At 69.1% G+C, this 24,274-nt stretch carries 20 protein-coding genes; 15 read left to right on the top strand and 5 right to left on the bottom strand.

Going from position 1 to position 24,274, the window contains the following annotated elements; all coding sequences use genetic code 11:
• Nucleotides 1-17: 17 nt before the first annotated feature.
• Together RN901_RS05755 and RN901_RS05750 are read left to right on the top strand one after the other, a co-directional pair.
• Nucleotides 18-1,691, top strand: coding sequence for a serine hydrolase domain-containing protein (locus RN901_RS05755; RefSeq protein ID WP_310756875.1), 1,674 nt, complete (start codon nucleotides 18-20; stop codon nucleotides 1,689-1,691).
• 168 nt (nucleotides 1,692-1,859) lie between these two features.
• Nucleotides 1,860-3,533, top strand: a complete 1,674-nt coding sequence (locus RN901_RS05750; RefSeq protein WP_310756874.1) for a serine hydrolase domain-containing protein — start codon at nucleotides 1,860-1,862, stop codon at nucleotides 3,531-3,533.
• Between the two features lie 40 nt (nucleotides 3,534-3,573).
• Here the strand turns inward: RN901_RS05750 and RN901_RS05745 are convergent, their stop codons facing one another.
• Nucleotides 3,574-4,560 (bottom strand): NADPH:quinone reductase, encoded by a 987-nt coding sequence (locus RN901_RS05745; RefSeq protein WP_310756872.1) that lies wholly within the window; start codon nucleotides 4,558-4,560, stop codon nucleotides 3,574-3,576.
• A gap of 205 nt (nucleotides 4,561-4,765) precedes the next feature.
• Between RN901_RS05745 and RN901_RS05740 the strand changes: the two genes are divergently transcribed.
• Genes RN901_RS05740 through RN901_RS05725 form a run of 4 tightly spaced genes read left to right on the top strand, consistent with a single transcriptional unit; the run spans nucleotide 4,766 to nucleotide 8,139 of the window.
• Entirely contained in the window at nucleotides 4,766-5,551 is a 786-nt protein-coding gene (locus RN901_RS05740; RefSeq protein WP_310756870.1) for an SDR family oxidoreductase, read from the top strand.
• On the top strand, nucleotides 5,551-5,919 hold the full coding sequence (folB, locus tag RN901_RS05735; RefSeq protein ID WP_310756868.1) for a dihydroneopterin aldolase: 369 nt from the start codon (nucleotides 5,551-5,553) through the stop codon (nucleotides 5,917-5,919). The genes RN901_RS05740 and folB overlap by 1 nt, the downstream gene beginning before the upstream one ends.
• Nucleotides 5,916-6,425 carry a 2-amino-4-hydroxy-6-hydroxymethyldihydropteridine diphosphokinase gene (gene folK / locus RN901_RS05730; protein ID WP_310756866.1) on the top strand — a complete coding sequence of 170 codons (510 nt, stop codon included), beginning with the start codon at nucleotides 5,916-5,918 and terminating at the stop codon, nucleotides 6,423-6,425. The genes folB and folK overlap by 4 nt, the downstream gene beginning before the upstream one ends.
• A 28-nt stretch (nucleotides 6,426-6,453) precedes the next feature.
• Nucleotides 6,454-8,139 carry a hypothetical protein gene (locus RN901_RS05725; protein ID WP_310756864.1) on the top strand — a complete coding sequence of 562 codons (1,686 nt, stop codon included), beginning with the start codon at nucleotides 6,454-6,456 and terminating at the stop codon, nucleotides 8,137-8,139.
• Between the two features lie 27 nt (nucleotides 8,140-8,166).
• On the opposite strand, the gene RN901_RS05720 is transcribed toward RN901_RS05725, so the two are convergent.
• Nucleotides 8,167-8,706 carry a hypothetical protein gene (locus RN901_RS05720; protein WP_310756862.1) on the bottom strand — a complete coding sequence of 180 codons (540 nt, stop codon included), beginning with the start codon at nucleotides 8,704-8,706 and terminating at the stop codon, nucleotides 8,167-8,169.
• Between the two features lie 114 nt (nucleotides 8,707-8,820).
• Between RN901_RS05720 and RN901_RS05715 the strand changes: the two genes are divergently transcribed.
• The 6 genes from RN901_RS05715 (at nucleotide 8,821) to RN901_RS05690 (ending at nucleotide 16,633) form a co-directional block, all read left to right on the top strand.
• Nucleotides 8,821-9,732, top strand: a complete 912-nt coding sequence (locus RN901_RS05715; protein ID WP_310756861.1) for a DUF3810 family protein — start codon at nucleotides 8,821-8,823, stop codon at nucleotides 9,730-9,732.
• Entirely contained in the window at nucleotides 9,729-11,684 is a 1,956-nt protein-coding gene (locus RN901_RS05710) for a cation:proton antiporter (protein ID WP_310756859.1), read from the top strand. The genes RN901_RS05715 and RN901_RS05710 overlap by 4 nt, the downstream gene beginning before the upstream one ends.
• A complete protein-coding gene (locus RN901_RS05705; RefSeq protein WP_310756857.1) occupies nucleotides 11,681-12,847 on the top strand; it encodes an aminotransferase class I/II-fold pyridoxal phosphate-dependent enzyme in 1,167 nt (388 codons plus the stop codon). The genes RN901_RS05710 and RN901_RS05705 overlap by 4 nt, the downstream gene beginning before the upstream one ends.
• Complete coding sequence (locus RN901_RS05700; RefSeq protein ID WP_310756854.1) at nucleotides 12,844-14,670, top strand: DUF4153 domain-containing protein; 1,827 nt, start codon at nucleotides 12,844-12,846, stop codon at nucleotides 14,668-14,670. Before RN901_RS05705 ends, RN901_RS05700 begins: the two co-directional genes overlap by 4 nt.
• Before the next feature lie 138 nt (nucleotides 14,671-14,808).
• Nucleotides 14,809-15,492: a hypothetical protein gene (locus RN901_RS05695; RefSeq protein WP_310756851.1), complete on the top strand. Its 684-nt coding sequence runs from the start codon at nucleotides 14,809-14,811 to the stop codon at nucleotides 15,490-15,492.
• A gap of 34 nt (nucleotides 15,493-15,526) precedes the next feature.
• Nucleotides 15,527-16,633, top strand: a complete 1,107-nt coding sequence (locus tag RN901_RS05690) for a hypothetical protein (RefSeq protein ID WP_310756849.1) — start codon at nucleotides 15,527-15,529, stop codon at nucleotides 16,631-16,633.
• Nucleotides 16,634-16,670: 37 nt separating this feature from the next.
• Here the strand turns inward: RN901_RS05690 and RN901_RS05685 are convergent, their stop codons facing one another.
• Nucleotides 16,671-18,446 (bottom strand): amidohydrolase, encoded by a 1,776-nt coding sequence (locus tag RN901_RS05685; protein ID WP_310756847.1) that lies wholly within the window; start codon nucleotides 18,444-18,446, stop codon nucleotides 16,671-16,673.
• Between the two features lie 191 nt (nucleotides 18,447-18,637).
• Here RN901_RS05685 and RN901_RS05680 point away from each other — a divergent pair, with 191 nt between their 5' ends.
• Nucleotides 18,638-19,258, top strand: a complete 621-nt coding sequence (locus RN901_RS05680; RefSeq protein WP_310756845.1) for an outer membrane beta-barrel protein — start codon at nucleotides 18,638-18,640, stop codon at nucleotides 19,256-19,258.
• 149 nt (nucleotides 19,259-19,407) lie between these two features.
• Complete coding sequence (locus RN901_RS05675) at nucleotides 19,408-20,478, top strand: PA0069 family radical SAM protein (RefSeq protein ID WP_310756843.1); 1,071 nt, start codon at nucleotides 19,408-19,410, stop codon at nucleotides 20,476-20,478.
• Between the two features lie 8 nt (nucleotides 20,479-20,486).
• On the opposite strand, the gene RN901_RS05670 is transcribed toward RN901_RS05675, so the two are convergent.
• Together RN901_RS05670 and RN901_RS05665 are read right to left on the bottom strand one after the other, a co-directional pair.
• A complete protein-coding gene (locus tag RN901_RS05670) occupies nucleotides 20,487-21,455 on the bottom strand; it encodes a PDZ domain-containing protein (RefSeq protein ID WP_310756841.1) in 969 nt (322 codons plus the stop codon).
• Nucleotides 21,456-21,562: 107 nt separating this feature from the next.
• Nucleotides 21,563-22,408, bottom strand: a complete 846-nt coding sequence (locus RN901_RS05665) for a prohibitin family protein (protein ID WP_310756839.1) — start codon at nucleotides 22,406-22,408, stop codon at nucleotides 21,563-21,565.
• A 190-nt stretch (nucleotides 22,409-22,598) separates the two neighbouring features.
• On the opposite strand from RN901_RS05665, the gene RN901_RS05660 reads away from it, so the two are divergent.
• Complete coding sequence (locus RN901_RS05660) at nucleotides 22,599-24,260, top strand: D-aminoacylase (RefSeq protein WP_345782357.1); 1,662 nt, start codon at nucleotides 22,599-22,601, stop codon at nucleotides 24,258-24,260.
• Nucleotides 24,261-24,274 lie beyond the last annotated feature (14 nt).

Here is a 24,274-nt window from a genome sequence, read left to right as displayed (position 1 = left end):
CGTCGGGGAGTAGAACGATGAAGACACCGCTTTGGACACTGATCCTCCCGACCGCCGCAGGGCTCGCCTGCGCGGGCGCGAACCCCGGAGGCCCTCCGGAGGGCACTCCCGAACTGACGGCCCTCGACGCGATCTTCGCGGACTTCGCCGGCTCCGAAGGGCCGGGGTGTGCATTCGCCGTTTCACGGGACGGGCAGCAGGTCATGTCGCGCGCCTACGGGATGGCGGATCTGGAGTGGCACATCCCGAACACTCCGGAAACCGTGTTCGAGCCGGGCTCCGTCTCGAAGCAGTTCACCGCCGCGGCCACGATTCTGCTCGCCCTGGATGGACGGATCGATCTCGACGACGACATCCGGGAGTACTTCCCCGAGATGCCCGACTACGGCGAAGCCGTCACCGTGCGGATGCTGATCCACCATACGAGCGGGCTTCGCGACTGGGGTTCGGTCGCCGCCATCCAGGGCTGGCCGCGCTGGAGCCGGGTCCACTCGCACAAGCACGCGCTCGACATCGCGAGCCGCCAGCGCGCCCTGAACTACGAGCCGGGCCGCTACTACTCGTACACGAATACCGGATACAACCTCCAGGCGATGCTCATCGAGCGGGTGACGGGCCAGACCTTCGACGAGTTCTCGCAGGAGCGGATCTTTCGCCCCCTCGGGATGACGAAGACGCAGTGGCGGGACGATTTCACCGAGATCGTGGACGAGCGCTCCATCGGTTACCGGCGCGGCGAGGACGGCGAATGGCACATGCTGATGCCGTTCGAGAACGTCCACGGCAACGGCGGCCTGCTCACGACCGTGGGGGACCTTCTCCGCTTTACGCGCAATCTCGACACCGGCGAGGTCGGCGGGCCGGAATTCGTCCGTCTCATGCACGAGGAGGGCACGCTCGACTCGGGGTGGAAGACCGGCTATGCGGGCGGGCTTCGCGTGGGCGAATACAAGGGCGTGCGCGAGGTGTCGCACGGCGGTTCGACGGCCGCGTACCGGGCTTTCCTCACACGCTATCCGGATCACGGTGTGGCGGTGTCCCTGATGTGCAACGTGGCCGAAGCCGACTCGCGCGGACTCGTCCGCCAGGTGGCGGAACTCTACCTCGCGGACGCGATGGCCGAGGAGCCTCGGGCCGATGCGACAGGGGTGGATGTCGATCCCGCGGACGTCGCCGCCTTCGCCGGCGGATATCGGGATACGCGAACGGGACAGTATCTGGAGCTGACCGCGGACGGTTCATCTCTGCTCATGGGCGGAGGACCCGGCGGGCCGCCGCTCGCGGCCACCAGCGAAACCGGGTTCGCCTCGGCCACGGGCGTATCCATCGCGTTCGAGGGTCCCGCGAGCGCGGGCGAACGTCCTCCCGGCGTCATGGACATGCCCGCCGCGGACGGAGTGCGGATCGAGCCCGTCGGCCCGTTTGAGCCGACGGCGACCGACCTGGCCGCATACGTGGGAGCCTACCGCAGCGATGAAGCCGAAGTGACGTACTGGTTCGAGGTCGAGGACGGGCGGCTCATGTTTCGGGATCGGTACGGGGACGGCGCCGCGCTTGAACCGCTGTATCCCGATGCGTTCAGCCAGGAGTCCCGCACGTTCATCTTCCGACGCGACGAGACCGGCCGGGTTTCGCAGGCAAGTCTGAGCGAGGGACGGGTCTGGGACCTCCGCTTCGAGCGAGTGGAATAGACCGGGACGGGGGGGCGCGGCCGGCGGCGCCCGCCTCGTGCGCGGGCGCGGCTCGACGCCGGATCTCGACGGGGCGGGTGCGGGTGCCGACATTGCACTTCCGGCTGCGCGGACGGCTGCGGCCGGCGACGAAACGGTGCGTGCCGCCATTCAGTCAGGAGGAAGACGATGAAGACACGACTCTGGACCCTCATCCTTCCCCTCGCCGCGGGAATTGCCTGCGCGGACACAGGCGGCGACGATTCGTCCGCGGGGGCCGTCGAACTCGGGGCGCTCGACGCCGTATTCGCGGACTACAGCGCTTCGGACGGCCCCGGGTGCGCCTTCGCGGTCTCGCGGGATGGGCAGCAGGTCATGGCCCGCGCCTACGGCATGGCGAACCTCGAGTGGGACCTGCCGAACACGCCGGAGACCGTGTTCGAGCCGGGCTCGGTCTCGAAGCAGTTCACCGCGGCGGCGACGATCCTGCTCGCGCTGGACGGAAGCATCGACCTCGACGACGACATCCGGGAGTACTTCCCCGAGATGCCCGACTACGGCGAACCCATCACGGTGCGGATGCTCATCCATCACACGAGCGGGCTCCGCGACTGGGGGTCCGTCGCCGGCATCCACGGCTGGGCGCGGACGACCCGGATCCACACGCACAAGCACGCGCTCGACATCGCGAGCCGCCAGCGTGCCCTCAACTATGAGCCGGGCCGCTACTACTCGTACACGAACACCGGCTACAACCTCCAGGCGATGCTCGTGGAGCGGGTGAGCGGACAGACCTTCGACGAGTTCTCGCAGGAGCGGATCTTCGGCCCCCTCGGCATGACGAAGACGCAGTGGCGCGACGATTTCACGGAGATCGTCGAGGAGCGCTCGATCGGATACCGGCGCGGCGACGACGGCGAATGGCACATGCTGATGCCGTTCGAGAACGTGCACGGAAACGGCGGTCTGCTCACGACCGTCGGCGACCTTCTCAAGTTCACCCGCAACCTCGACACCGGCGACGTCGGCGGCCCCGAGTTCATCCGGCTCATGCATGAGCAGGGGATGCTCGACTCGGGCCGGCAGATCAGCTACGCGGGCGGACTCTTCGTCGGCGAGTACAAGGGCGTGCGCGAGGTCCAGCATTCAGGAGGAACCGCGGCGTACCGGGGGTTCCTCACGCGCTTCCCGGACCACGGGCTCGCGGTGTCGGTGATGTGCAACGTGGGCGAGGCCAACCCGGGCGGGCTCGCCCGGGCGGTGGCCGAACTCTACCTCGGCGACGCGGTCAGCGAAGAGGCGTCCGAGGATCCGGCGGGTGCAGACGTCGATCCGGCCCGCGTCGCCGCGTTCGCCGGCGGATACCGCGACACCCGCACGGGTCAGTTCATGGAGCTGACGGCGGACGGCGCCTCGCTCCGCCTGGGCATGGGACCGGGCGGGATGTCCCTCGCCGCCATGAGCGAGACCGAGTTCGCCTCTCCGGCGGGCGTTTCCATCGCCTTTGACGCGCCGGCCGGCGACGGAGCGAGGCCCGGGGCGACCATGGACACGCCGGTCGCCGACGACGTGAGGATCGAACCCGTGGAAGGTTTCGATCCCACCGCGTCGGAGTTGGCCGCCTACGTGGGGGCCTACCACAGCGACGAGGCGGAAGTCACCTACTGGGTCGAGGTCGAAGACGGCGGCCTCGTGTTGAGGGACCGGTACGGGGACGGACCATCGCTGACGCCGGTGTATCCCGATGCGTTCAGGCAGGGAGGCAGCACGTTCATCTTCCGCCGCGACGAGACCGGCCGGGTCACGCGGGCGAGCCTGAGCCAGGGACGCGTCTGGGACCTGAGCTTCGAACGAGTGCAGTAGCGAGACCCGCTCGAACACAGCGAGGCTCTGACAGGGGCGGCTAGATCTCGACGAGGATCTTCCCGTCCGCGCGGCCGGACTCCAGGGCCTCGTGCGCGGACGCCGTCTCCGCGAGGGGGACGGTGGCGGCGATCCGCACGTCCAGTTGTCCGGCGGTGAGCCAGGTGGTGAGGTCCCGGACCGCCGCGCGGCGGGCGGCGGGCGGCAGCAGGTATCCCTGCACGAAATGGATGCGCAGGTCCTTGAAGGCGAGCGGATAGTAGGCGAGCGGCAGTTCCGGGCCGGAGGTTGACGAGTACGACGCGATCGTCCCGTTCTCCCGCACGACCGCGACGTCCGTCTCGAGGTTCGCGGCGAGATCCACCTCGATGACGCGGTCCACGCCCTCCCCATCGGTGAGGTCGAGGACCCGGCGGGCGACGTCCTCCCGCCCGTAGTCGATCGCGTGCCTCGCGCCGCCGCCCCGCGCGACCTCCGCCTTGGCGGCGCTGCTCACCGTAGCGATGACTTCGGCGCCGCCCAGCGTGGCGAGCTGCACTGCCAGGTGGCCGACGGCCCCGGCGCCTCCCTGCACGAGGATCCGCCTTCCGCCCACCGGCCCGTCCCCGTACACGGCGTAGTGCGCCGTACAACCCGGCACTCCGAGGCCCGCGCCGTCCGCGAAGGACGCGTTGTGCGGCAATGGCACAGCCTGCGCCGCCGGCACGGCCGTGTACTCCGCCGCGGTTCCGAACGGACGGGCGCCGCCCTGGGCGTTCCACAGCCAGACGCGCTCGCCGATGCGGGCCCGGTCCACCCCCGCCCCCACCGCATCGATCGTCCCCGCCCCATCCGAGTGCGGTACGATGCGCGGGTGAGGCATCGACAGGCCGATCCAGCCGGCCCGCCGCTTGGTGTCCGACGGATTCACGCCCGAGACGGCCAGCCGCACCCGGACTTCTCCCGCCGCCGGCGCGGGCGCGTCCTGCTGCCCGAACCGGAGCACGTCCCGCGCGGGACCGGTCGTCTCGTACCAGATCGCTTTCACGCGCCGTCTCCCGGTTACATTCCCGCGCCCGCCGCGGGTGCGCCGCAATGGGGCGTACGCCGCCTCCGCGTGCAACGCCCCATCCATCCTCGAACCTTGTACATTCCGGCTTCGCCGGCGCCGGACCGCCGGGGAAACGCACGCCCGGAACACACGCCGTGGGGCTGCAGGATTGCCGGGAGACGATCGTGAACGGAGAGCTGCCGTGAAACTCGAGGGCGCCGTCGCACTCGTGACGGGGGGCGCGCGCCGGCTGGGCCGCGCGCTGTCGCTGGGGCTGGCCGAGGCGGGGTGCGACGTCTTCATCCACTACCGGAGTTCGGCCGCGGCGGCCGACCGCACGGCGAACGAGGTGCGGGCCCTGGGGCGCCGAGCGGCGACGGCCGCGGCCGACCTCTCGCTCCCGGAGCGGATCGACGACCTGTTCGAGGCGTTCGACACGGCGTTCCGGCGCCTCGATATCCTCGTGAACTCCGCCGCGAGCTTCGAGCGCACCCCCTTCGACGAGGCGACGGTCGCGGAATGGGATGCCGCACAGGCGCTCAACCTGCGCGCCCCCTTCCTCATGACGCAGCGGGCGGCCGCCCGAATGCGCGCCGTGCCCGAGCGGCGCGGAAGCCGGGGGGAACCTCGGGCGCCCGGCGTCATAATCAACATGTCGGACATGTCGGCGGTCGCCGCCTGGAAGGGATTTGCGCCGCACGGGGTCAGCAAGGCGGGACTTCTGCACCTGACGGCGCTGACGGCCCGCGAACTGGGCGCGGAGGTGCGCGCGAACGCGATCGTTCCCGGTCCGATTCTTCCGCCTCCCGGCGAGACGGCGGAGGACGCGGCCTGGCGGGAGAAAGGCCGGCGGGTCCCGCTCGGGTGGACCGGAGACCCGGAGTACGTGGCGCACGCGGCGCGGTTCCTGGCCGAGAACGACTATGTGACTGGAGCGACGATCTACGTGGATGGCGGCGAACATCTGCTGACGGGAGGGCGAACCTGATGGCGTCCGATACGGTCATCATCCGCGACCTCCTCGTCCGCGGCATCATCGGAGTCAACGACTGGGAACGAGAGAAGAAACAGGACATCGTGATCAACGTCTCCCTCTCGGTGGACGCGCGGGCGGCGGGCGAGTCCGACGACATCGCGGATGCGCTGAACTACCGGACGCTGACGAAGCGCGTCATCGCGCACGTCGAAACCGCCGAGCCGTATCTCGTGGAAGCCCTCGCGCACCAGATCGCACGGATCGCGATCGTCGACTTCGGCGCGGCGCGGGCGAAGGTCCGGGTGGAGAAGCCCGGCGCGCTGCGCTACGCGCGCTCGGTGGGGATCGAAGTCGAACGGACGGCGGCGGACTACGCGTGAACGGCTCCCCCCGGACCACTCTCCTCACGCTGGGCTCGAACATCGATCCGGAGCGGCATATCGTGGCGGCCCTCGAGGCGCTCGACGAACTGCTGGGCATTGAGGGAGCCTCGCCGATCTACGAAGCGGACCCGGTCGGGAACCCCGGGATGCCCCGCTTCCTGAACGCGGCCGTGCGCATCACGACCCACCTCTCCCCGGGAGAACTGAAGTTCGACGTCATCCGGCCACTGGAGCGCCGCCTCGGACGCGTCCGGACCGCGGACCCCAACGCTCCCCGGACCATCGACATCGACATCGCCGCCGTTCAGGGTCTCGTCGTCGACCAGGAGGAGTTGCGCCTCCCCGACCCGGAGATCCCGACGAGGGCGCATCTGGCGGTGCCCCTCGCGGATGTGGCGCCGGAGTTCCGGCATCCCGACCTCGGAATCACCCTGGGCGAGATCGCGGCCCGCTTCCGCGGCGAACCGGGGCTCGCGAGACGCGACGATGTCCGGTGGCCGTGAACGCGGTGCAACCGTACCTTCCCGCCCCATGATTCCGTCCGCGGCCCTCCCGGAAAGGGGGACTCGCCCTGCTCCGTTCCGGGGCGCGAACGTCGTCCGGCTCCTGTGTCTGCTGGGGCTTCTTCAGACATCCGCAGCGCGGGCTCAGGAACCCTCATCCGCACGCGGGACGGCGGACGGCGCGGGCGCCACCATCGACACCATCCTCATCAGCCGGCAGGACGTCTTCCCGGAGGACGCCGCCGCCAGAAACTTCATCTACCGGCTCGGCAACGGATTGCACGGGACGACGCAGCCCTGGGTCATCCGCCGCGAACTGCTCCTGGGGCCGGGGACGCCCTACGACTCGCTCCTGGCTGCAGAGAGCGAACGAAACCTCCGCCGCCTCGGCCTCTTCCGCCGCGTCCGGGTGGATTCGACGCGGGTCGACGGGAAACTCGCGCTGAGCGTGAGAACGCGGGACGCGTGGAGCCTGCAGCCCCGCTTCACGGGGCGGCTGGCGGCGGACGGCACGCTCACCGGCACCTTCGGGGTCACGGAGATCAACCTCGCGGGCAGCGGAAACGCCATGCGCGTGTGGTACGTCCGCGAAACCGACCGCGACGGGATGGACCTCCGGCTGACGTCGAATCGACTGGCCTCCACCCGGCTCGCGGCCAACGCGACGTGGCTCAACCTGTCGGACCGCGACGTCGTCGCGTGGTACCTGTCGAACCCCTTCCGCGCGCTCTCGGACCGCTCGGCGTTCTACTACGAGGGGCGGGACTTCCGCGGGCGGATCCCGCAGTATGTGCGGCACAGCCCCGACGACCTCCAGACGATCGAGTGGCGGCGGCGAGCCCAGATCCACCGCCTGACGGGGGCGATCGCACCGGTCGCGAATCCAGGGGGGTTCTTCCGCATCGGGGCAACGCTTGAAGTCCGGCACGAAGAGCACCTGCGGATCGAACATCCCGGCATCAACGTGGACAGCCTCGACGCCACCGTGCCGGACTCGGTGTACGGACTCATCGGCGTATATGCCGAGTGGCGGCGCGCCCGTTTCGAGCGCGTCGAACGCTTCAACGGATTCTCCGAGGAAGACCAGGATCTCAGCGACCGCGTGTGGGTGTCCGTCAAGCTCGCGCACGAACGCCTGGGATACCGATCGACCGGCATCGGAACGCGCCTTCTTCTGTCGTCCGGGAGGCGGGCGGGCCCGGCGATTCTCAAGGGTGCGCTCGACGGCGGCGGCCTTTTCACCTCGGCGGGCCTCGACTCCGGCTACGTCTTCGGCACGGGAACGGCGGCGGTGCGGGAGACGGAGCGGAATACGACGTTCCTGCAAGCGTCCGCGGGGATTCAGGAATCGCCCCGTCCCGGCTCCGAGCACGACATCGGCTTCCAGGTATTGCCGCGCCTCTGGGGTCCCCACGCTTTCGTGGGCACCCGCACGTTGCGCGCCACGCTGGAACATCGCTCCTACCTGGTGGACAACTTCTACAACCTTTTCGGGCTCGGCGTAGGCGCGTTCGTCGACTATGGAGGCGCCTGGTATCCGGACCAGGATCGGAGGTTGGGCGGGAACGTCGGGGTCACCGTATTCGGAGGGTCCCCGCTCTCTTCCTTCGCGCAGGTAACGAACCTCAATATCGGTTACCGCTTCGGCGGAGGGATCGGCGACAGCGAAAGATCGAGGTGGGCCTTCAGCGCCGGCGGCGGCTTACGATTCTGACAGACCTTCCAGGGTGGAAGGACGCAGCTAGGGCAGAAGGATGCCGCCGGCCACGAGGAGTTGCTGTCCCCCCTCGAGTTCGTACCTCGCCTCGACGAAGGGCGTGAACCCGTCGAGCGGAAACCGAAAACCCGCAACGACGTTCATCCCGAAGAGCCGCTCTTCGGGACCCTCCAACCCGTCCGCCGGGACCGACTCCCACGCCACGTTCACCCCGCCGCCGACATAGGGGACGAGGTTCGTCACATCGCGGAACGAGAGGTCCCCGAGGACGTTGAAGTTGAGTTCGCGGTAGTCGTAGTCGCCGCCGGGGTCGCCGAGCCCCGAGTCGGGGAAGAAGTAGTCGAAGGAACCGGCAACCCGGATCCCGGGAGCGATCCAGGGCAGCGACATCTGCACGCGCGGGCCGATGCCGAAGTCCGCGTCGTCGCCGAAGGTGACCTGGCCCCCGACCTTGACTTCCTGCGCGGCGAGTGGCGTCCCGAACAGGACGAGCCCGAACAGAACAACGAGCGATCCCGGCCCGCTTCGACGCATGTGCCCTCCTCCGTCTCCCATTCCCGCCATGGGTCTCGATCTCCTCCCGTCCTTCGACAGGAGTGGGACGCCGCCAGGGCGCGGACGGTTGCACCCGGCCCGTCGATCCCGAACTTTCGTCCACCGAGCCCCGTACGAGGACCTATGGAAAGACTCCGCATCCCCAACCTGGCGACGTACCTCCCGGTCGCGCCTTCCGATCTGCTCCTCGCCGCCCCGGTGGCGGCCCGGATCCTCTTCGGGCTGAGCCCGGCCGGGCGGGCGGTGCAGGCGGCGGCGCTCAGCGTGTACGCGGGCAGCGCGCTCATCGACTGGGCGGTTCGTGCGGACGCCCGCCGCGTGGACTTCGAGGATGCCTTCAGCTTTGACCCGCTCTCCCCGCCCCCGGCATCGGAGGAGGAACGGCGACGCGATGTCGAAAGTCTCGTGGAGCGGCTGAACGCGAACTACGTGCCGATGAATACGCCGCGGAAGGAACTGGCGAAACAGGTCGACCTGTGCCTCACCGATTACCTCGCGGAACTCACCGGCCAGCGTCTGGAGACGAGTGCGCAGGTCCGGGAGTTCATGCTCGCGCAGATCGTCTTCCCCTTCGCGCTCGGGGCGGCGGACCCCCTGACGGGGGACGTCGCGATCTTCAGGAGCACAGGCGTCTTCGAACCCCATGTGATCGCGCACGAGTTCTGCCACCGCAAGGGATACATGAAGGAAGTCGAGGCGCAGATCCTCGGCTATCTCGCCCTCGTGGGCTCGGATGAGCCCGTCCTCGAGCAGTCGGCCCACTGCGAGCGCCTGGACCGCCAGCTCTGGGTGCTGGCGGAGCGGGACGCCGCCGCGTACAACGGCCTCCTCGACGACCTCGGCCTCCGGGAGGAGTTGAAGGACGCCTTCGCCGTGCGCCACCCGGCGGAGGGTCCGGTCAGCGGCGTCGTGGGTCCGATGATGAAGAATGCGTACAACGCCCGCATGAAGCTCACGGGGCAGAACGGCCTCTCCGACTACGACGAGGGCTTCACGAACTTCCTCCTCGCAACCGAGCGCACCGCCGCCGCGTGAACCTCCAGGATCCGGCGCTCACCTTCGCCCTCGCCATCACGGCGGGCGTCGTAGCGCAGTCGCTGGCGCGGCACGCGCGCATTCCCGGTATCCTCTTCCTGCTCGCGGCCGGCATCCTCCTCGGGCCCGAGTTCGCGAACATCGTGCGGCCCGGCACGCTGGGCGAAGGCCTCAATCCCATCGTCGGTCTGGCGGTCGCGGTGATCCTTTTCGAGGGCGCGCTGCAACTCAACCTCGACCGGCTGCGGCGCGAGGCGCTGACGATCCGCCGACTGATCACGGTCGGCGCGCTGGTCACGATCGCCGGGGCCACCGTCACGGCGATGCTCGCGCTGGGCTGGAGCCTCCGCATCGCCCTGCTGTTCGGGGCGCTCGTCTCGGTCACGGGCCCGACCGTGATCAACCCGCTCACGCGGCGGATTCGCCTGCGAAACAACCTGCGGACGATCCTCGAGGCGGAAGGCGTGCTCATCGATCCGGTCGGGGCGATCCTCGCGGTCGTCGCGTTCGAACTGGCGCTCGCGTCTACGGCGGGGGACGTGGGGGCCGGCTTCCTCGGCCTCATCACGCGCCTGGGCCTCGGCTCCGTCATCGGCGTGGCGGGAGGGTTCATCATCGGCGGACTGCTGAGGATGCGGCGCGCGGTTCCTTCCGATCTCCGGAACATCTTCACGCTCGCATGCGTCCTCGCGCTCTACCAGGGTTCGCACGCCATCCTGCCGGAGAGCGGCATCATGACCGTCGCCATCGCCGGCCTCGTCGTCGGCAACATGGGGCCCCGGCACGCGCGCGAACTCGTCGAGTTCAAGGAGCAACTCACATTTCTGCTCGTGGGACTCCTCTTCGTCCTCCTGTCGGCGGCGGTGGACCTCGGCGACGTGCGCGCGCTGGGGGCGGGCGGGATCGTGACGGTGATCGTCCTCGTCGCCGTCGTCCGTCCCCTCTGCGTTCTCCTCTGTACCTGGGGCGCCGGCCTGAGCCGCAACGAGCAGGCGTTCCTGGCCTGGCTGGCTCCGCGCGGGATTGTCGCCTTCGCCGTCTCCTCGCTGTTCGCGGCGGAACTCGCACACAGCGGGATGGAGGCGGAAGGCAACGAGCTGCGAGCGATGGTCTTCCTCGTCATCGCGGTCACCGTCGTCGTCCTCGGCGGGACGGGCGGGCTCATGGCGCGCCTGCTGGGGGTACGGAAACCGTCCAACTACGGGTTCGCGGTCGTCGGGGCGAATCCCATCGGACGCGCGCTCGCCCGAACCCTGCGCGCCGCCCGCAGCGGGGATGCACCCATCGTCCTCATCGACACGAACCCGACGGAGGCGGGGGTGGCGGAGGGCGACGGTTTTCGCGTCGTGCTCGGTAACGCGAACGATCCACGCGCGCTCCTGAAGGCCGGGGTCGAATCGCGCCGCGCCCTCGTCGCTCTCACGCCGAACGAAGGCGTGAACCTGCTCATCGCCAAGCGGGTCGAGGAGAGCTGCCCGGGCGTGAGCCGCCTCGTGGCCATCGATCCGCTCACGCCGGGCGTCGAACCCGAGCAGGTCGACGAGAGCGGCGCGTCGGTGCTGTTCGGGCTCGGGCTGGACCACGAGCGCTGGGCGCACGAGTTCCGGCGAGATCGCGTGGAGATCGAACCTCTGGTCTTCGAGGGCCTCGCCGGGCTGCGCATCCCCCAGATCGACGTGCTCGCCGACCGCCGGTTCCCCGCCCTCGCTCTCGTCCATCGCCGCGGCAAGCGGGAACAGCCGGTGTCGAGCGGCACGACGCTGAAGCCCGGCGACGTCGTCTGGTTCGGCTGGCTGCGCGCGCAGGCGGAACTCGTGGAGCCGCGGCTCGCACGGGCCGGATTCCGCCGCCCGGATGTCGAGGGCGCGGAAGGCGGCGGGGAGACGGCGGAGGAAGACACTCCCGGGACCGGTGGCACACCTCCCGTCGAGGGGCCAGATTCGGGTCGATGAAGATCCACACCGCCCGGCGTACGCACGGCTTCACGGAATCCGTGATTCGGATGATGACCCGGCTCTCGAACGAACACGGGGCCATCAACCTGTCGCAGGGTTTCCCCGACTTCGAGTCGCCCGACACGTTGAAGATCGGCGCCGCGCGCGCGATCTACGACGATGTGAACCAGTACGCGATCACATGGGGCGCGAAACGGTACCGGGACGCGCTCGCCGCGAGCTATCGCGACTGGTACGGGCTCGACGTCGATCCGGAGGCGCACCTCACGATCACGTGCGGAGCGACCGAGGCGATGATGGCGGTGCTCCTCGCGGTCGTAGACCCGGGGGAGGAAGTCATCGTCTTCGAGCCGTTCTACGAGAACTACGGCCCGGACACCACGCTCTGCGACGCGACGCCCGTGTTCGTGCCGCTGACCGCGGAGTGGCAGATCGACTTCGACCGCCTGCGGGCGGCGTTCAGCGACCGGACGCGCGCGATCATCGTGAACACCCCGAACAACCCCACGGGCCGCGTGTTCAGGCGAGACGAACTCGAGAAGATCGCGATCCTGTGCCAGGAGTTCGACGCGTACGCGATCACGGACGAGGTCTACGAGCACATCCTCTACGACGGCGCGCGGCACATTCCGATGGCAACGCTTCCCGGCATGCGGGACCGGACGATCACGATCAGCGCCGCCTCGAAGACGTTCGCGGTCACCGGTTGGAGGATGGGGACGATCGTGGCGCACCCGGAGTTGTCGGACGCCATCCGCAAGGTCCACGACTTCCTCACCGTGGGAGCCGCCGCGCCCCTTCAGGAAGGCGTGGCCACCGGCCTCGAGATGCTTCCGCCGTCCTACTATGAGGGGCTCGCCGATGTGTACGGCGCGAAACGGGACCTCTTCTATCCCGCGCTCATCGAAGCCGGGTTCCAATGCCTCGAGCCGGAAGGCGCGTACTACGTCCTCGCGGACTTCTCGGATCTCTCGGATCTGCCGGACGACGAATTCGCGTTCTGGCTCACGCGCACGGTGGGCGTGGCTCCCGTCCCCGGATCCAGTTTCTTCCACAACCCGGAGGATGGGCGCAAGCTCGTGCGGTTCGCGTTCTGCAAGACGGAGGCGTTGCTCGAGCAGGCCGCCGAGCGGCTCGTGACGATCAGAGCCCGGGTTTGAGGCTCCCTTCGGTCGAGCGGCTCGCGGCGGCGGCGTGGGTCACGGCGCGGCGGTTCCCGGTCGTTCTGACCTGCGCGGTCGTCGCCGCTATCGCCGCGATGCGGGCGATCAACGCGGAAACGGCGCTCGAGCTGCGCCTCGTAGCCACGGCCAGTCTCGGCCTGCCGCTGCTGACCGGACTCACCCTGTTCGCGGAGCGGTGGAAGCTCCCGTGGCCGCGGCACTGGGCGCTGCGCGGACTCGGCGTGGCGGTGCTCGCCCTCTACTACTGGCAGTGGCCGAACTGGGGCGAGAACATCGCCGGCCTCCGCCATTTTCACCTGACGGCGACCCTGCATCTGCTCGTCGCCTTCATCGCCTATCTCGGCGTCCGCGAGCCGAACGGCTTCTGGCACTTCAACCGCACGCTTTTCTTCCGGTTCGGCCTCGGGGCGATCTACACGGGTGTCCTCTTCGGCGGACTCTCCATCGCCATGTTCGGCATCGAGAACCTCTTCAACATCAACATCGCCGATGAGAACTACGGCCGGCTCTTCTTCTTCCTCGGATTCGTCTTCCAGACGTGGTTCGTGCTCGCGGGCGTGCCGGACGATTTCGAGCAACTGGAACGCCGCGACGACTACCCCGCGGGTCTGCGCGTCTTCGCGCAGTACGTGCTCCTCCCGCTCGTCGCCGTATACCTGATCATCCTCACCGCCTACCTCGGGCGCGTCGTCATCACGACGACGTGGCCCAGCGGGTGGATCGGACTTCTCGTCTCCGCCCTCGCCGCCTTCGGCATCCTGTCGCTCCTCCTCGTGCATCCCCGGCGCGGACGGGAAGGCCACGCGTGGATCGACACATACGCCCGCATCTTCTGGATTCTCATCATCCCGTCCATCGTCATGCTCCTGCTCGCCATCGGGCAGCGCATCGAGCAATACGGGATCACCGAGCGCCGGTATCTCCTGCTCCTCCTCGGCGTCTGGCTGGCGGGAGCCGCCCTTTTCTACACGGTGACGCGGTCGCGCGAGATCAAGGGGATTCCGCTGACGCTGGCCGTCATCGGCGCGGTCACTTTCGTCGGCCCCTGGTCCGCCTACGCCGTGGCCGAGCGGAGCCAGGTGGGCCGGATCGAGGATCTGCTCTCGACGCACGGAGTCCTGGCGGATGGCCGCATCTCGCCGGCCTCCATCGAGATCCCGCCCGAGGACTGGCAGCAGATCAACGATGTCCTGCTCTACCTGATTTCGTGGCACGGGACGTCCGCCATCGACGAGTGGTTCGAGGACGGCGTAGCGACGGTGGATACGATCGGAGATGGAATGGCGGCCTCGTTGAGGGTCGCGGAGGCCGGACGCCGGGCGACGCTCATCGCCGACCACCTCGGGCTCGTGCCCTCGGAGGGACTGCTCGCGGACCCCTTCGGGTTCGTCGACATCTCGCCTCCCGGGGGCCGAAACGCGGCCGTCGACGTGTCCGGCTTCGACCGGGCCGTCTTCGAGCGGAACCTCCTGGGGGGACGCTACCCGTTCGAGGGCGACTCCCTCACCTTCGAGGCCGCCGCGGACAGCCTCGGGACGACAATCCGGCTCGGCGGAGACGAACTCGCCACGGTCTCGTTCGCCGAACTCATCGCGCGCGCCGGACGCTTCGGGACCACGACGGCGCCCGGAAGAGTGCAACTGCCGCCGGACTCCCTTCGACTCGACATCACCGGGACGGACGTGACGGCCCGCATCCAGGTCACGCTGCTGCGGCTCCGCGACAGCGACGGGGAGCTGCGGCTCACCCGCGTGACCGGTACGCTGCTCCTCACGAGCGGCGAGGCTCCCCCACCCTAGGGGTCTGCCGCGGTCCGCCGGCCAGCGACGGCGACGGACAACCTTTCGGATCAGGATCCGGTCGTATGGGTTGGAACCTGACCGCGCGCCCGAGCGTATGTCAGAAGGACACTCGACCTCCTCCCTGGAGCCGCCGTGATGTTCATTCGAAGAGTCGCCGCCGCCTTCACCCTCTGGGCCCTCGCGATCTGCGTCTGGGCCGCCCTTTCCCACCTCACGAGCCTGCCCGGGCCGGCGAAGGCGAGTACGGCGACCCTGGAGGGGATCGCGAACCTCATCGAACGGGCGGATCCGCCGGGTCCGACCCGCGCGCCCCGGTTTGCAGCGGAGCAATTGCGCCGGACGGCACACACCGCCGGGCGGATCAACGGAGGCGTCGAGCGCGCCATCGCGGCGTGGCTGGACCGCCTCGGGCACCGCGCCGCCCACGGCCAAGCCGACGTGGCCATCTTCGACAACGGCCGCATCACGATCCGGATGGACGCGAGATCCAATGTGGCCGGCGCGCGGGTCGCGCGGGTGGAGGGACTCGGTGCGATGCGCATCGCCGCGCGAAATCCGGTACGGGCGCGAGACGCGGGATTCTGGATCGACCGGACCGTGACGGCCCCGGCCGGGTCGTCCGAGGGGGATGTCAGGCTGCGCGCCGCGCGACACGGGGAGACGTTCTCCCTGAAAGCCGCGGAGGCGGGGTCCGCGCTGCACGAGGCGGAGGTCCAGTTGGACGTCGATGCCAACCTCGACCGGGACAAGCTCAAGGAGCGGCTCGAGAAGCTGCTCGACCTGCTCGAAGACCTTCAGAACGTCGAGGGCGGCCGGTAGCCCGCGAGTTTCCGGGACAAGCCACCGGAACCCCATGACGCGCCAGGGCACGCGGGCCGGCGCGGCCGCGATGCTGGCCGCGGTCTCGCTCACAGGTGTCGTCCCCCCCGCATGCGCGCAGGCGGCGCACGCGGGCCACGCCGGATCGCCGGAAGGGGGGCGGCCGACCACGTCGACGGCGAGCATCCGGGTCGTCGATGACCCGGACCACAAGGAACTCGCGGTCATCCTGGGGCCGATCGACCTCCCCGCCCGCTCATCCCATCACATGGCCCAGTTGCCCGTGCAGGAAGGCGTCATCCCCTTCGACCTGACGATCCGCGGCTATCGCACGCACATCATCGACGGCGACGGCGAGCCGGTCCCGCGTGTCGTCCTGCATCACATGAATCTGCTCGATCCGGGGCGGCGGGAGCTGTTCCTGCCGATCATGCTGCGGGTCCTGGCCGCGAGCCATGAGACCCGGCCCGTGAGCTTTCCCGGATGGCTGTTCGGCATTCCGATGAAGGGCGGTTCGAGGTTCCTCGCGCTCACCATGCTGCACAATCCGACGGAAGCGGACTACGAGGGCGTCACAGTCCACCTGACGCTGGAGTACGAGCGCCTCGCCCGCCTGCCCGTCTACCCCGTGGCACCGTTTCACCTCGACGCGATGTACCCCGAGGTCTCCGCGACGAAGGCCTGGGACCTTCCGCCCGGCCATTCCGTCAAGACGTGGGACGCGAGTCCGGCGATCCGCGGGCTCATCATCGGCCTCGGCGGTCATCTCCACGCGCACGCCTCCCGACTCCGGTTCGAGAACCTGTCGACGGGCGAGGTGCTGTACGACATCCGGCCCAGGCTCGATGAGGCTGGGCACGTCGTGGACATCCCGGCGCTCACGCACCGGGGGCGCGGCGTGGGCGCGCTCGTCGTCCCCGAGCATCGCTACCGGATCACCGTCGAGTACCGGAACCCGTTCGACGCGGTGATCGAGGACGGCGGCATGGGTTCCATCGCCGGCGCCTTCATCCCGCTGGAGGACTGGCCCGCCGCCGATCCCCGCGAGGCGTTGTTCGCCGCCGACTACGACTGGGTCCTCCGCAGCCAGGTCGAACACGGGGTCGTGCACGAAGGACACGGCAAACCCGCCGGACGCTGACGCCCGGCCGGCCCGTCGCGACGGGCCGCTCAGTTGCTCAGTTGTCCCGGCTGTACTCCGTGCGACCGCCGACGATCGTGTAGTCCACGACGGTCTCGAGGATCTCGTCCGCGGGAATCGTGAGAATGTCCCGGGACAGGACCGTGATGTCCGCCAGCTTCCCGACTTCGAGCGTCCCCTTGAGGTCTTCCTCGAACGCGGCATACGCGTTGGCCCACGTATAGGAACGCAGCGCCTCTTCGCGCGTCATCGTCTGCCCCTCGAAGAAGGTCTCGCCACCCTCGATCACGCGCGTGACGGTGCAGTGGAAGCTCGCCAGGGGGTCCGCGTCCTCGACCGGGACATCCGTGCCGTTCGTCACGATGACGCCGGCCCGCATGAAGTCCCGCCATACGTAGGCGCCCGAGCGCGCCCGGCCCGGCCCGAGCCGGAGGATGACCCAGGGGCCGTCGGAGCAGGCGTGGACGCCCTGCATTGAGGCGATGACCCCGAGTGCGGCGAAGCGCGGAATGTCCGCCGGATTGACATGCTGCGCGTGCTCGATCCTCCAGCGCAGGTCGCTCATGTCCGCGTGGTCGTTGAAGGTGCGCTCGTACAGGTCGAGCACCTCGCGGTTCGCGCGGTCGCCGATCGCATGCGTATTGACCTGATAGCCCCGCTCGATCGCGAGCCGCGCAATGCGCTCGATCTCCTCCGGCGGCGTCGTCGGCAGTCCGATGGAGGCTGGCATGTCCGCGTAGGGCTCGAGCAGCCAGGCGCCGTGCGACCCGAGCGCCCCATCCGCGACCTGCTTGATCGACCGCACGGTGAGCCGGTCGCCCCCATATCCCACCATGTAGTATTCGTCCAGCCGCCCCTCGAGCGTCGCCATCCCACCCTGCAGCATCACGTAAAGCCGCACGGGCAGCGCGCCCTCGTCCGCGAGCGTCCTGAGCAGGTCCACCGTCCCGAAGCCGGAACCCGCATCCTGGAAGCTCGTGACTCCCTTCCGCAGCAGCTCCTCGTTCGCGAGCCGCACCTGTTCGCGCGCCCGCGCCTCGCGCTCGGCCTCGGAGCGGCTCGCCTCCTCCTCGGCGAACACCGCCCGCGCCAGGCGCTGCGCGGTCTCCCTCAGGACGCCGGTAGGCCGCCCCGTCTCGTCGTGCACGATCTCGCCGCCCGGAGGGTTGGGCGTGTCGGCGTCGATCCCGGCCAGTTCGAGCGCCCTCGCGTTCACGAAGGAAGCGTGCCCGCTCGCGTGCGTGAGAATGACCGGATTGGCGGGGCTCACCGCGCTGAGGCCGTCGTGGACCGGCTGCCCCTCGACCATGGGATCCGGCGCCTCGCTCCACTTCTCCTGGTGCCATCCCCTGCCGCTGATCCAGGCGCCCGGTTCCGCGCTCGAGGCCGCCTCGCCCACCAGGCTGACGATGTCAGCCCAGGTGTCGGCGGTCGTCAGGTCGAGGATCATGCGCGCGTTCCCCAGGCCCATGAAATGACCGTGGCCTTCGATGAACCCCGGGATCGCGAGCCGGCCCCCAAGGTCGATCACTTCAGTGCCCTCCCCGATCCATCGGGAGACGTCGTCGTCCGCCCCGAGGGCGACGATCCGCCCCTCCCGCGACGCGAGCGCGCTGACCACTTCCCCGCCCTCGCCCGCCAGGGTCGCGATCTTCCCGTTGGTGAGGACGAGTTCGGCCACGTCCGCGGGCGGATCCGCGGCCGTCGCGCCACCCGCTTCCGCCGAATCCCCGGCGTCGGTCACGCAGGCCGCCAGGGCCAGAAGGAGAAACGGTCGGACGAAAACGGACGGAGCTTCGCGATGTCGAATCATGGCGTACCTGGCCTCGCTGTGAGCGGTTCGGCTGATCATAGCGGCCCGTCATTCGTGGCGCACAGGACTCGCGCGGGATCCGCCCTTTCGGCTATCCCGTCCAAGCCCGCGCGGGTACGTTCAGCCGACGCCTGCGGGGTCCCGGGCGCTCCTCGGATCTTCCGCAAACGAGGTGAGAGAGGACCGACGCAATGGGGATAAAGCGCAACGCAGGAAGGTGGGGAGCCGGCCTCGCGCTGGGTCTCGTCTGCGCCCTTCCGCCGGCGGCCGAGGCCCAGATCGGCATCCTCGCGGGCTACAACCGCGACACGCTCGCCGAGTTCCTGCCGGAGAACGGATTCGATCTCACGGATCTCACCGATGGATATCACGTCGGCGTGTTCCTGAACCTCAACCTCGCGACCTTCTCCGTCCGGCCGGCACTCATCTACCACCGCATGCCGGAACTCGTCGCGATGGCCGGCGACGAACGGGTCCAATTCGACATCGACATGGTGGAAATCCCGCTGGACTTTCGCGTCCGGCTCCCCCTGCCGGCGGTTCAGCCCTATGTGCTGGGCGGGCCCGTCCTGACCTTCCCGTCGAGCACCTTTTCAGGCGTGGACGACCTCCTCACGGCGCGCCCGGTTCGGGCGGAGTTCGGCGTCGGCGTCGAACTCGACCTCGGTTTCCGGCTGTGGCCGGAAGTCCGCTACGGATTCGGAATCAGCTCGCTCATGGGATCCGATGTCGCCGTCGGGTCCCGGGTTCTCCAAGGAGATGGAGAGCCGCGCCACGACACCCTGACCCTCCGGTTGGGCATCAGCTTCTAGTGTCGCGGCGGGACCCGGCCGGCGTCGTGTCCCACTTCTACGCGCCTGCGGCGCTCCACAGGCTCGCGGGACTTGACCCTTCGACCGTCCGCTCGCCATTTTGAACCCGAATACCCGAACAAATACCGAAATACGCCAGTTGGGAGACGATGCGCGAAGTTACGGAGAAACGGCGTTCGATTCGAGGACGCGGAAGCGCGCACAACCCGGCGAACCGCTTCCTCCCTCTCGCGGTCGAGCGGGAGGCCTGGACGCTCGCGTCCGATCCGGATCCGCAAACCGAGATTCTTGAGGACCGCTCCCGCACGATCATCTCCTACAACAACAGCCCGGACCTCGGATTCGACGCCAGCCTGAACCCGTACCGCGGCTGCGAGACGGGCTGTTCGTACTGCTACGCGCGACCCACGCACGAATACTTCGGGTTCTCCGCGGGACTCGACTTCGAGAGCCGGATTCTGGCGAAGCCGGAGGCCCCGGCGCTGCTCACACGGGAGCTGGCCTCACCACGGTGGGAACCCCAGGTGCTCATACTCAGCGGCGTCACGGACCCGTATCAGCCTCTGGAGCGTCGCCTCGGGATCACTCGCCGCTGCCTCGAGGTACTGGCCGAAGCCCGGAACCCGGTCGGGATCGTGACGAAGCACCACCGGGTGACGCGGGACGTCGACCTTCTGCGCGAACTCGCGCGTTTCGACGCGGTGCACGTCCAACTTTCCATCACGACGCTGGACCGCTCGCTGCAGCGAAAACTGGAGCCGCGGGCCTCGACCCCCGAGCGGCGGCTCGACGCGATCGCGCGGCTGGCGGATGCCGGCATCCCGGTGGGCGTGAACGTGGCGCCCGTGATTCCCGGACTCACGGACCATGAGATCCCGGCCATCCTGGAGGAGGCCGCGAAGGCGGGGGCGGGGCGGGCGATCTACATCATGCTTCGCCTCCCATTCGGGGTCGCCGCCCTGTTCGAGGACTGGCTGCGGCGTAACTGTCCGGACCGGGCGGAGAAGGTGCTCAACCGCATGCGGGAGTTGAGAGGCGGGAGCCTCTATGCGTCGAACTACGGGGAGCGGATGCGCGGTCGCGGCCCGTTTGCCGAACAGGTCGCGCGGCTCTTCTCACTCGCGCGTGCGAAGCACGGGATCGAGCCGCGCGACTACGACCTGTCGGCGGAACACTTCCGGCCGCCGCGGGCCGGCCCCCAACTGGGCCTGTTCGACTAGCTCCCCGGTTACGGCCCTGGCGGGCCGAGTTCGTCTACGCCCCGCCGCCACCTGAAGGGACGTTCCCGGTCCTCCAGTTCAACCGTAAGCGTCTGCTCCGCGCCATCGCGGACGATGCGGACCGACACCTCCCCCGACTCGAGATCGGCCAACGCCCGGCGCAGGTCGCTGGGGTCGTCGATGTCCTCGTCGCCGAGTCCGACGATCACATCGCCCGCCCGCAGACCGCCCTCCGCCGCCGGCGTATCCTCGTACACCGAGGTGACGAGCACGCCGCCCTCCACGCCGAAGTACTCCGCGAGCTGGTCGCCCAGGCTCTGCGTGTTCGCGCCGAGTCGCGGGCGCCCCGCCAGGTAGAAGATGCGATCCGCCCCCTCCGCGACCCCCTCCTGCGCCTCGCGGACCCGCACCGCCAACTCGCGCGCCCGTTCCTCCAGGCCGCGCGCGCGTTCCCGCGCGTCGCTCGCAGACGGGGCGTAGACCCGCGACAGGTCGATCTGCGGAGATATGAACGTCAGGCCGCGTGCCCCCGAGAGGATGCCCATGCGGTCGCCGAGCTCAACGGATACTTCGCGTTCCGCTCCGTCGCGGAGCACCGTCAGATCCACGACGCGCCCGGGCGGCGTCTCGCCCACCAGCCGCCGCAGTTCCGCCACGCTCTCGACGCGCTCGCCGTACCAGGCCACGACGACGTCCCCTTCCTCGATGCCGGCTTCCGCCGCCGGTTCACCGTCGATGACGCCGTCGATGTAGACGCCGTACGGGCGAGACATCCCGAGTTCCGAAGCGCGCTCCCCGTCGACATCCAGGATCTGCACTCCGAGGTACGCGCCACCCCCGGAAAAGGCGATCCGGACCTGTTCGCGCCGCTCGTCCTCGTCCTCCTCCTGGGCCGCGGCCGGCGCCAAGCCCGCGCACAACCCGGCAACCAGCGTTACCGCAAGCCCGGCGGCGAGCGAATCCTTCCAGTTCTTCATGTATCCTCCCTCGGGATCGTTCCCCCAAGTGGTGAACTACGGCCTTCATGTCGGCCTTCGTTTCCTGAAGGGTCCGACACCCCGGGGAGGGCGGTCGGTTGCCCGGCTCAGCGGTCCGGTGCGAAGAAGAGGGGGATGCCTCCCTCGGTCGGCGCGATGACCATGTTGTTGCTCCCCTCGCCGATCCGCCCGAGCATCTCCAGGTAGCGCCAGTACAGGTAGCGCTGGCCCGAGATGCCGGCGAGGCTCTCCGCGATGATGTCCTGCGCATCCCGGATCCCCTCGGCCTCGGCGCGCTGCTGGTTCGCCTGCTCGACCACGACCTGGGTCTGGTACTGCTCGGACTGCACCTGCTGCTCGCGCGACAGCTTGGCCTCGATCGCCTGGCGGATCGTCTCCGGCGGCACGACCTCGCGCACGAAGAAATCGGTGATCTCGAGGCCGCGCGGATTGAGGCGGTCCGTCATCAGCGCTTCGATGCGGCCGGAGATGCCCGCCCTGGTGGTGGACAGGATTTCCGACGCCTCGATCTCCGCGATCGCGTCCCGGATTGCGGAGCGATACGTGTTGTAGACGAACGAAGCGACCGCGTTCTCGTTGCCCACCGTGAGATAGAGATGGACGGCGCTGTCCGGGTTGATGCGGTAGCGGTAGGCCGCGTCGACCGCGATCTGGAGCTGGTCCGAGGTGAGAGCGTCGAGGCGCTCGGCCTGTCCGCCCGCGGGATACTGGACCTCGCGCAGCGGATAGTTCGTCCACGAGCGCAGGACGTTGTGGTACAGCCCCTGCGTGTACGGGCGGGACGCCACGGCGCCGGTCACCGGGTTCCGCTTGACCGCCACTTCGTACTCGTCGACGCGGTTGAAGCCGAACACGAACAGGATGAGTACGAAGAGAACCCCGGCGACGGCGGCCACCGTGCCGATGCGAAGCGATTTCACTGATTGAGCCATTCTCGTCCTCCCAAAAACCGAGACAGTGCCCGCGGGCGGCGAGGCCGCGCGGACGGTATCGTACGTGGGTTTGCAGCAAGATAAGCGCCCGGTCGCGCCCGTCCCACCTCGCGGGCCGGACCGTACGTCCGCAACTACACTCCTGGCGGGAGGATCATTCGTGATTCGACAGATGTTTCGCGCGGCTCTGATGGCACCGGCGGTTGCGTGGGGCTGCTCGGCCCCCGCCCCCGATTACGATGTCCTCATCCGCGGGGGGACGGTCTACGACGGGTCCGGAGACCCGCCACGTGTGGCGGATGTGGCGATCGCCGGCGACACGATCGCGGGCATCGGCGACTTCGCCTCCGCCTCCGCCGGCACGACGATCGACGCCGTCGGGCTCGCGGCGACTCCCGGGTTCATCAACATGCTCTCGTGGGCGACCGAATCGCTCATCGTCGACGGTCGTTCGCTGAGCGACATCCGCCAGGGCGTCACGCTCGAGGTGTTCGGCGAGGGCAACTCCATGGGACCGCTGAGTCCGGAGATGAAGGCGGACATGCTCTCCCGCCAGGGCGATGTGCGCTTCGAGGTTCTGTGGACTTCGCTCGGCGAGTACCTGGACCACCTGGTGGAACGCGGCGTCGCGACCAACGTGGCCTCCTACGTCGGGGCCACGACCGTGCGCGTGCATGAGATCGGCCACGAGGACCGGCCCCCGACGCCCGAGGAGCTCGGGCGGATGCAGGACCTCGTGCGGGAGGCGATGCGCGAGGGCGCCGTCGGCGTCGGATCGTCGCTCATCTACGCGCCGGCCTTCTACGCGGACACCGATGAGCTCATTGCGCTCGCGAGCGCGGCCGGGGAGTTCGGCGGCGGCTATATCTCCCACCTGCGGAGCGAGGGGAACCGGCTCACCGAGTCGGTGGACGAACTGATCGCGATCGCCCGGGAAGCCGGCGTGCGGGCGGAGATCTACCATCTGAAGGCCGCCGGAAGCGACAACTGGGCGAAGCTGGACGCGGTCATCGAGCGCGTGGAGCGGGCCCGCGAGGAGGGACTCGAGATCACGGCCGACATGTACACTTACACGGCGGGCTCGACCGGGCTCGATGCGGCGATGCCGCCGTGGATCCACGAGGGCGGGCACGCGGCGATGATCGAGCGGCTCCGCGATCCCGAGACCCGCGAGCGGATCGCGGCGGAGATGCGGACGCCCACGGACGAGTGGGAGAACCTGCTGCTCGCGGCCGGCTCGCCCGACCGCGCCCTCCTCGTCGGCTTCCGGCAGGATTCCCTCAAGTATCTGACGGGCCGGACGCTCGCCGACGTGGCGGAGTCGCGGGGCACAGGCATCGAAGAGACCGCGATGGACCTCGTCGTGCAGGACGACAGCCGCGTGGGGACAGTCTACTTCATGATGTCCGAGGACAACGTGCGGCGTCAGATCGCGATTCCGTGGGTGAGCTACGGGTCCGACGCGGGATCGCTCGCCCCGGAGGAGCCCTTCGTGCGCTCGAGCACGCACCCGCGTGCGTACGGCAACTTCTCCCGGCTCCTCGGCCGGTACGTGCGCGACGAAGGCATCATCCCGCTGGAGGAGGCCATCCGGAAACTCACATCGCTGCCGGCGGCCAACCTCAGGCTGGAGGGACGCGGCCGTCTCGCGCCCGGGTATTTCGCCGACGTCGTGATCTTCGATCCCGCCACGATCGCGGATCACGCGACGTTCGAGGATCCGCACCAGCTTGCAACGGGCGTGCGCGACGTGTTCGTGAACGGCGTACAGGTCCTGTCGGCGGAGGAGCCGACGGGCGCCACGCCCGGGCGCGTGGTCCGGGGCCCCGGCTGGGAGGGCGCCTCCCGCTGACCTCTCCGGGTGGT

Source organism: Candidatus Palauibacter soopunensis, assembly GCF_947581735.1.
In the GTDB taxonomy this organism is placed as follows: Bacteria; Gemmatimonadota; Gemmatimonadetes; order Palauibacterales; family Palauibacteraceae; genus Palauibacter; species Palauibacter soopunensis.
This window is presented reverse-complemented; position numbering and strand designations above follow the sequence as displayed.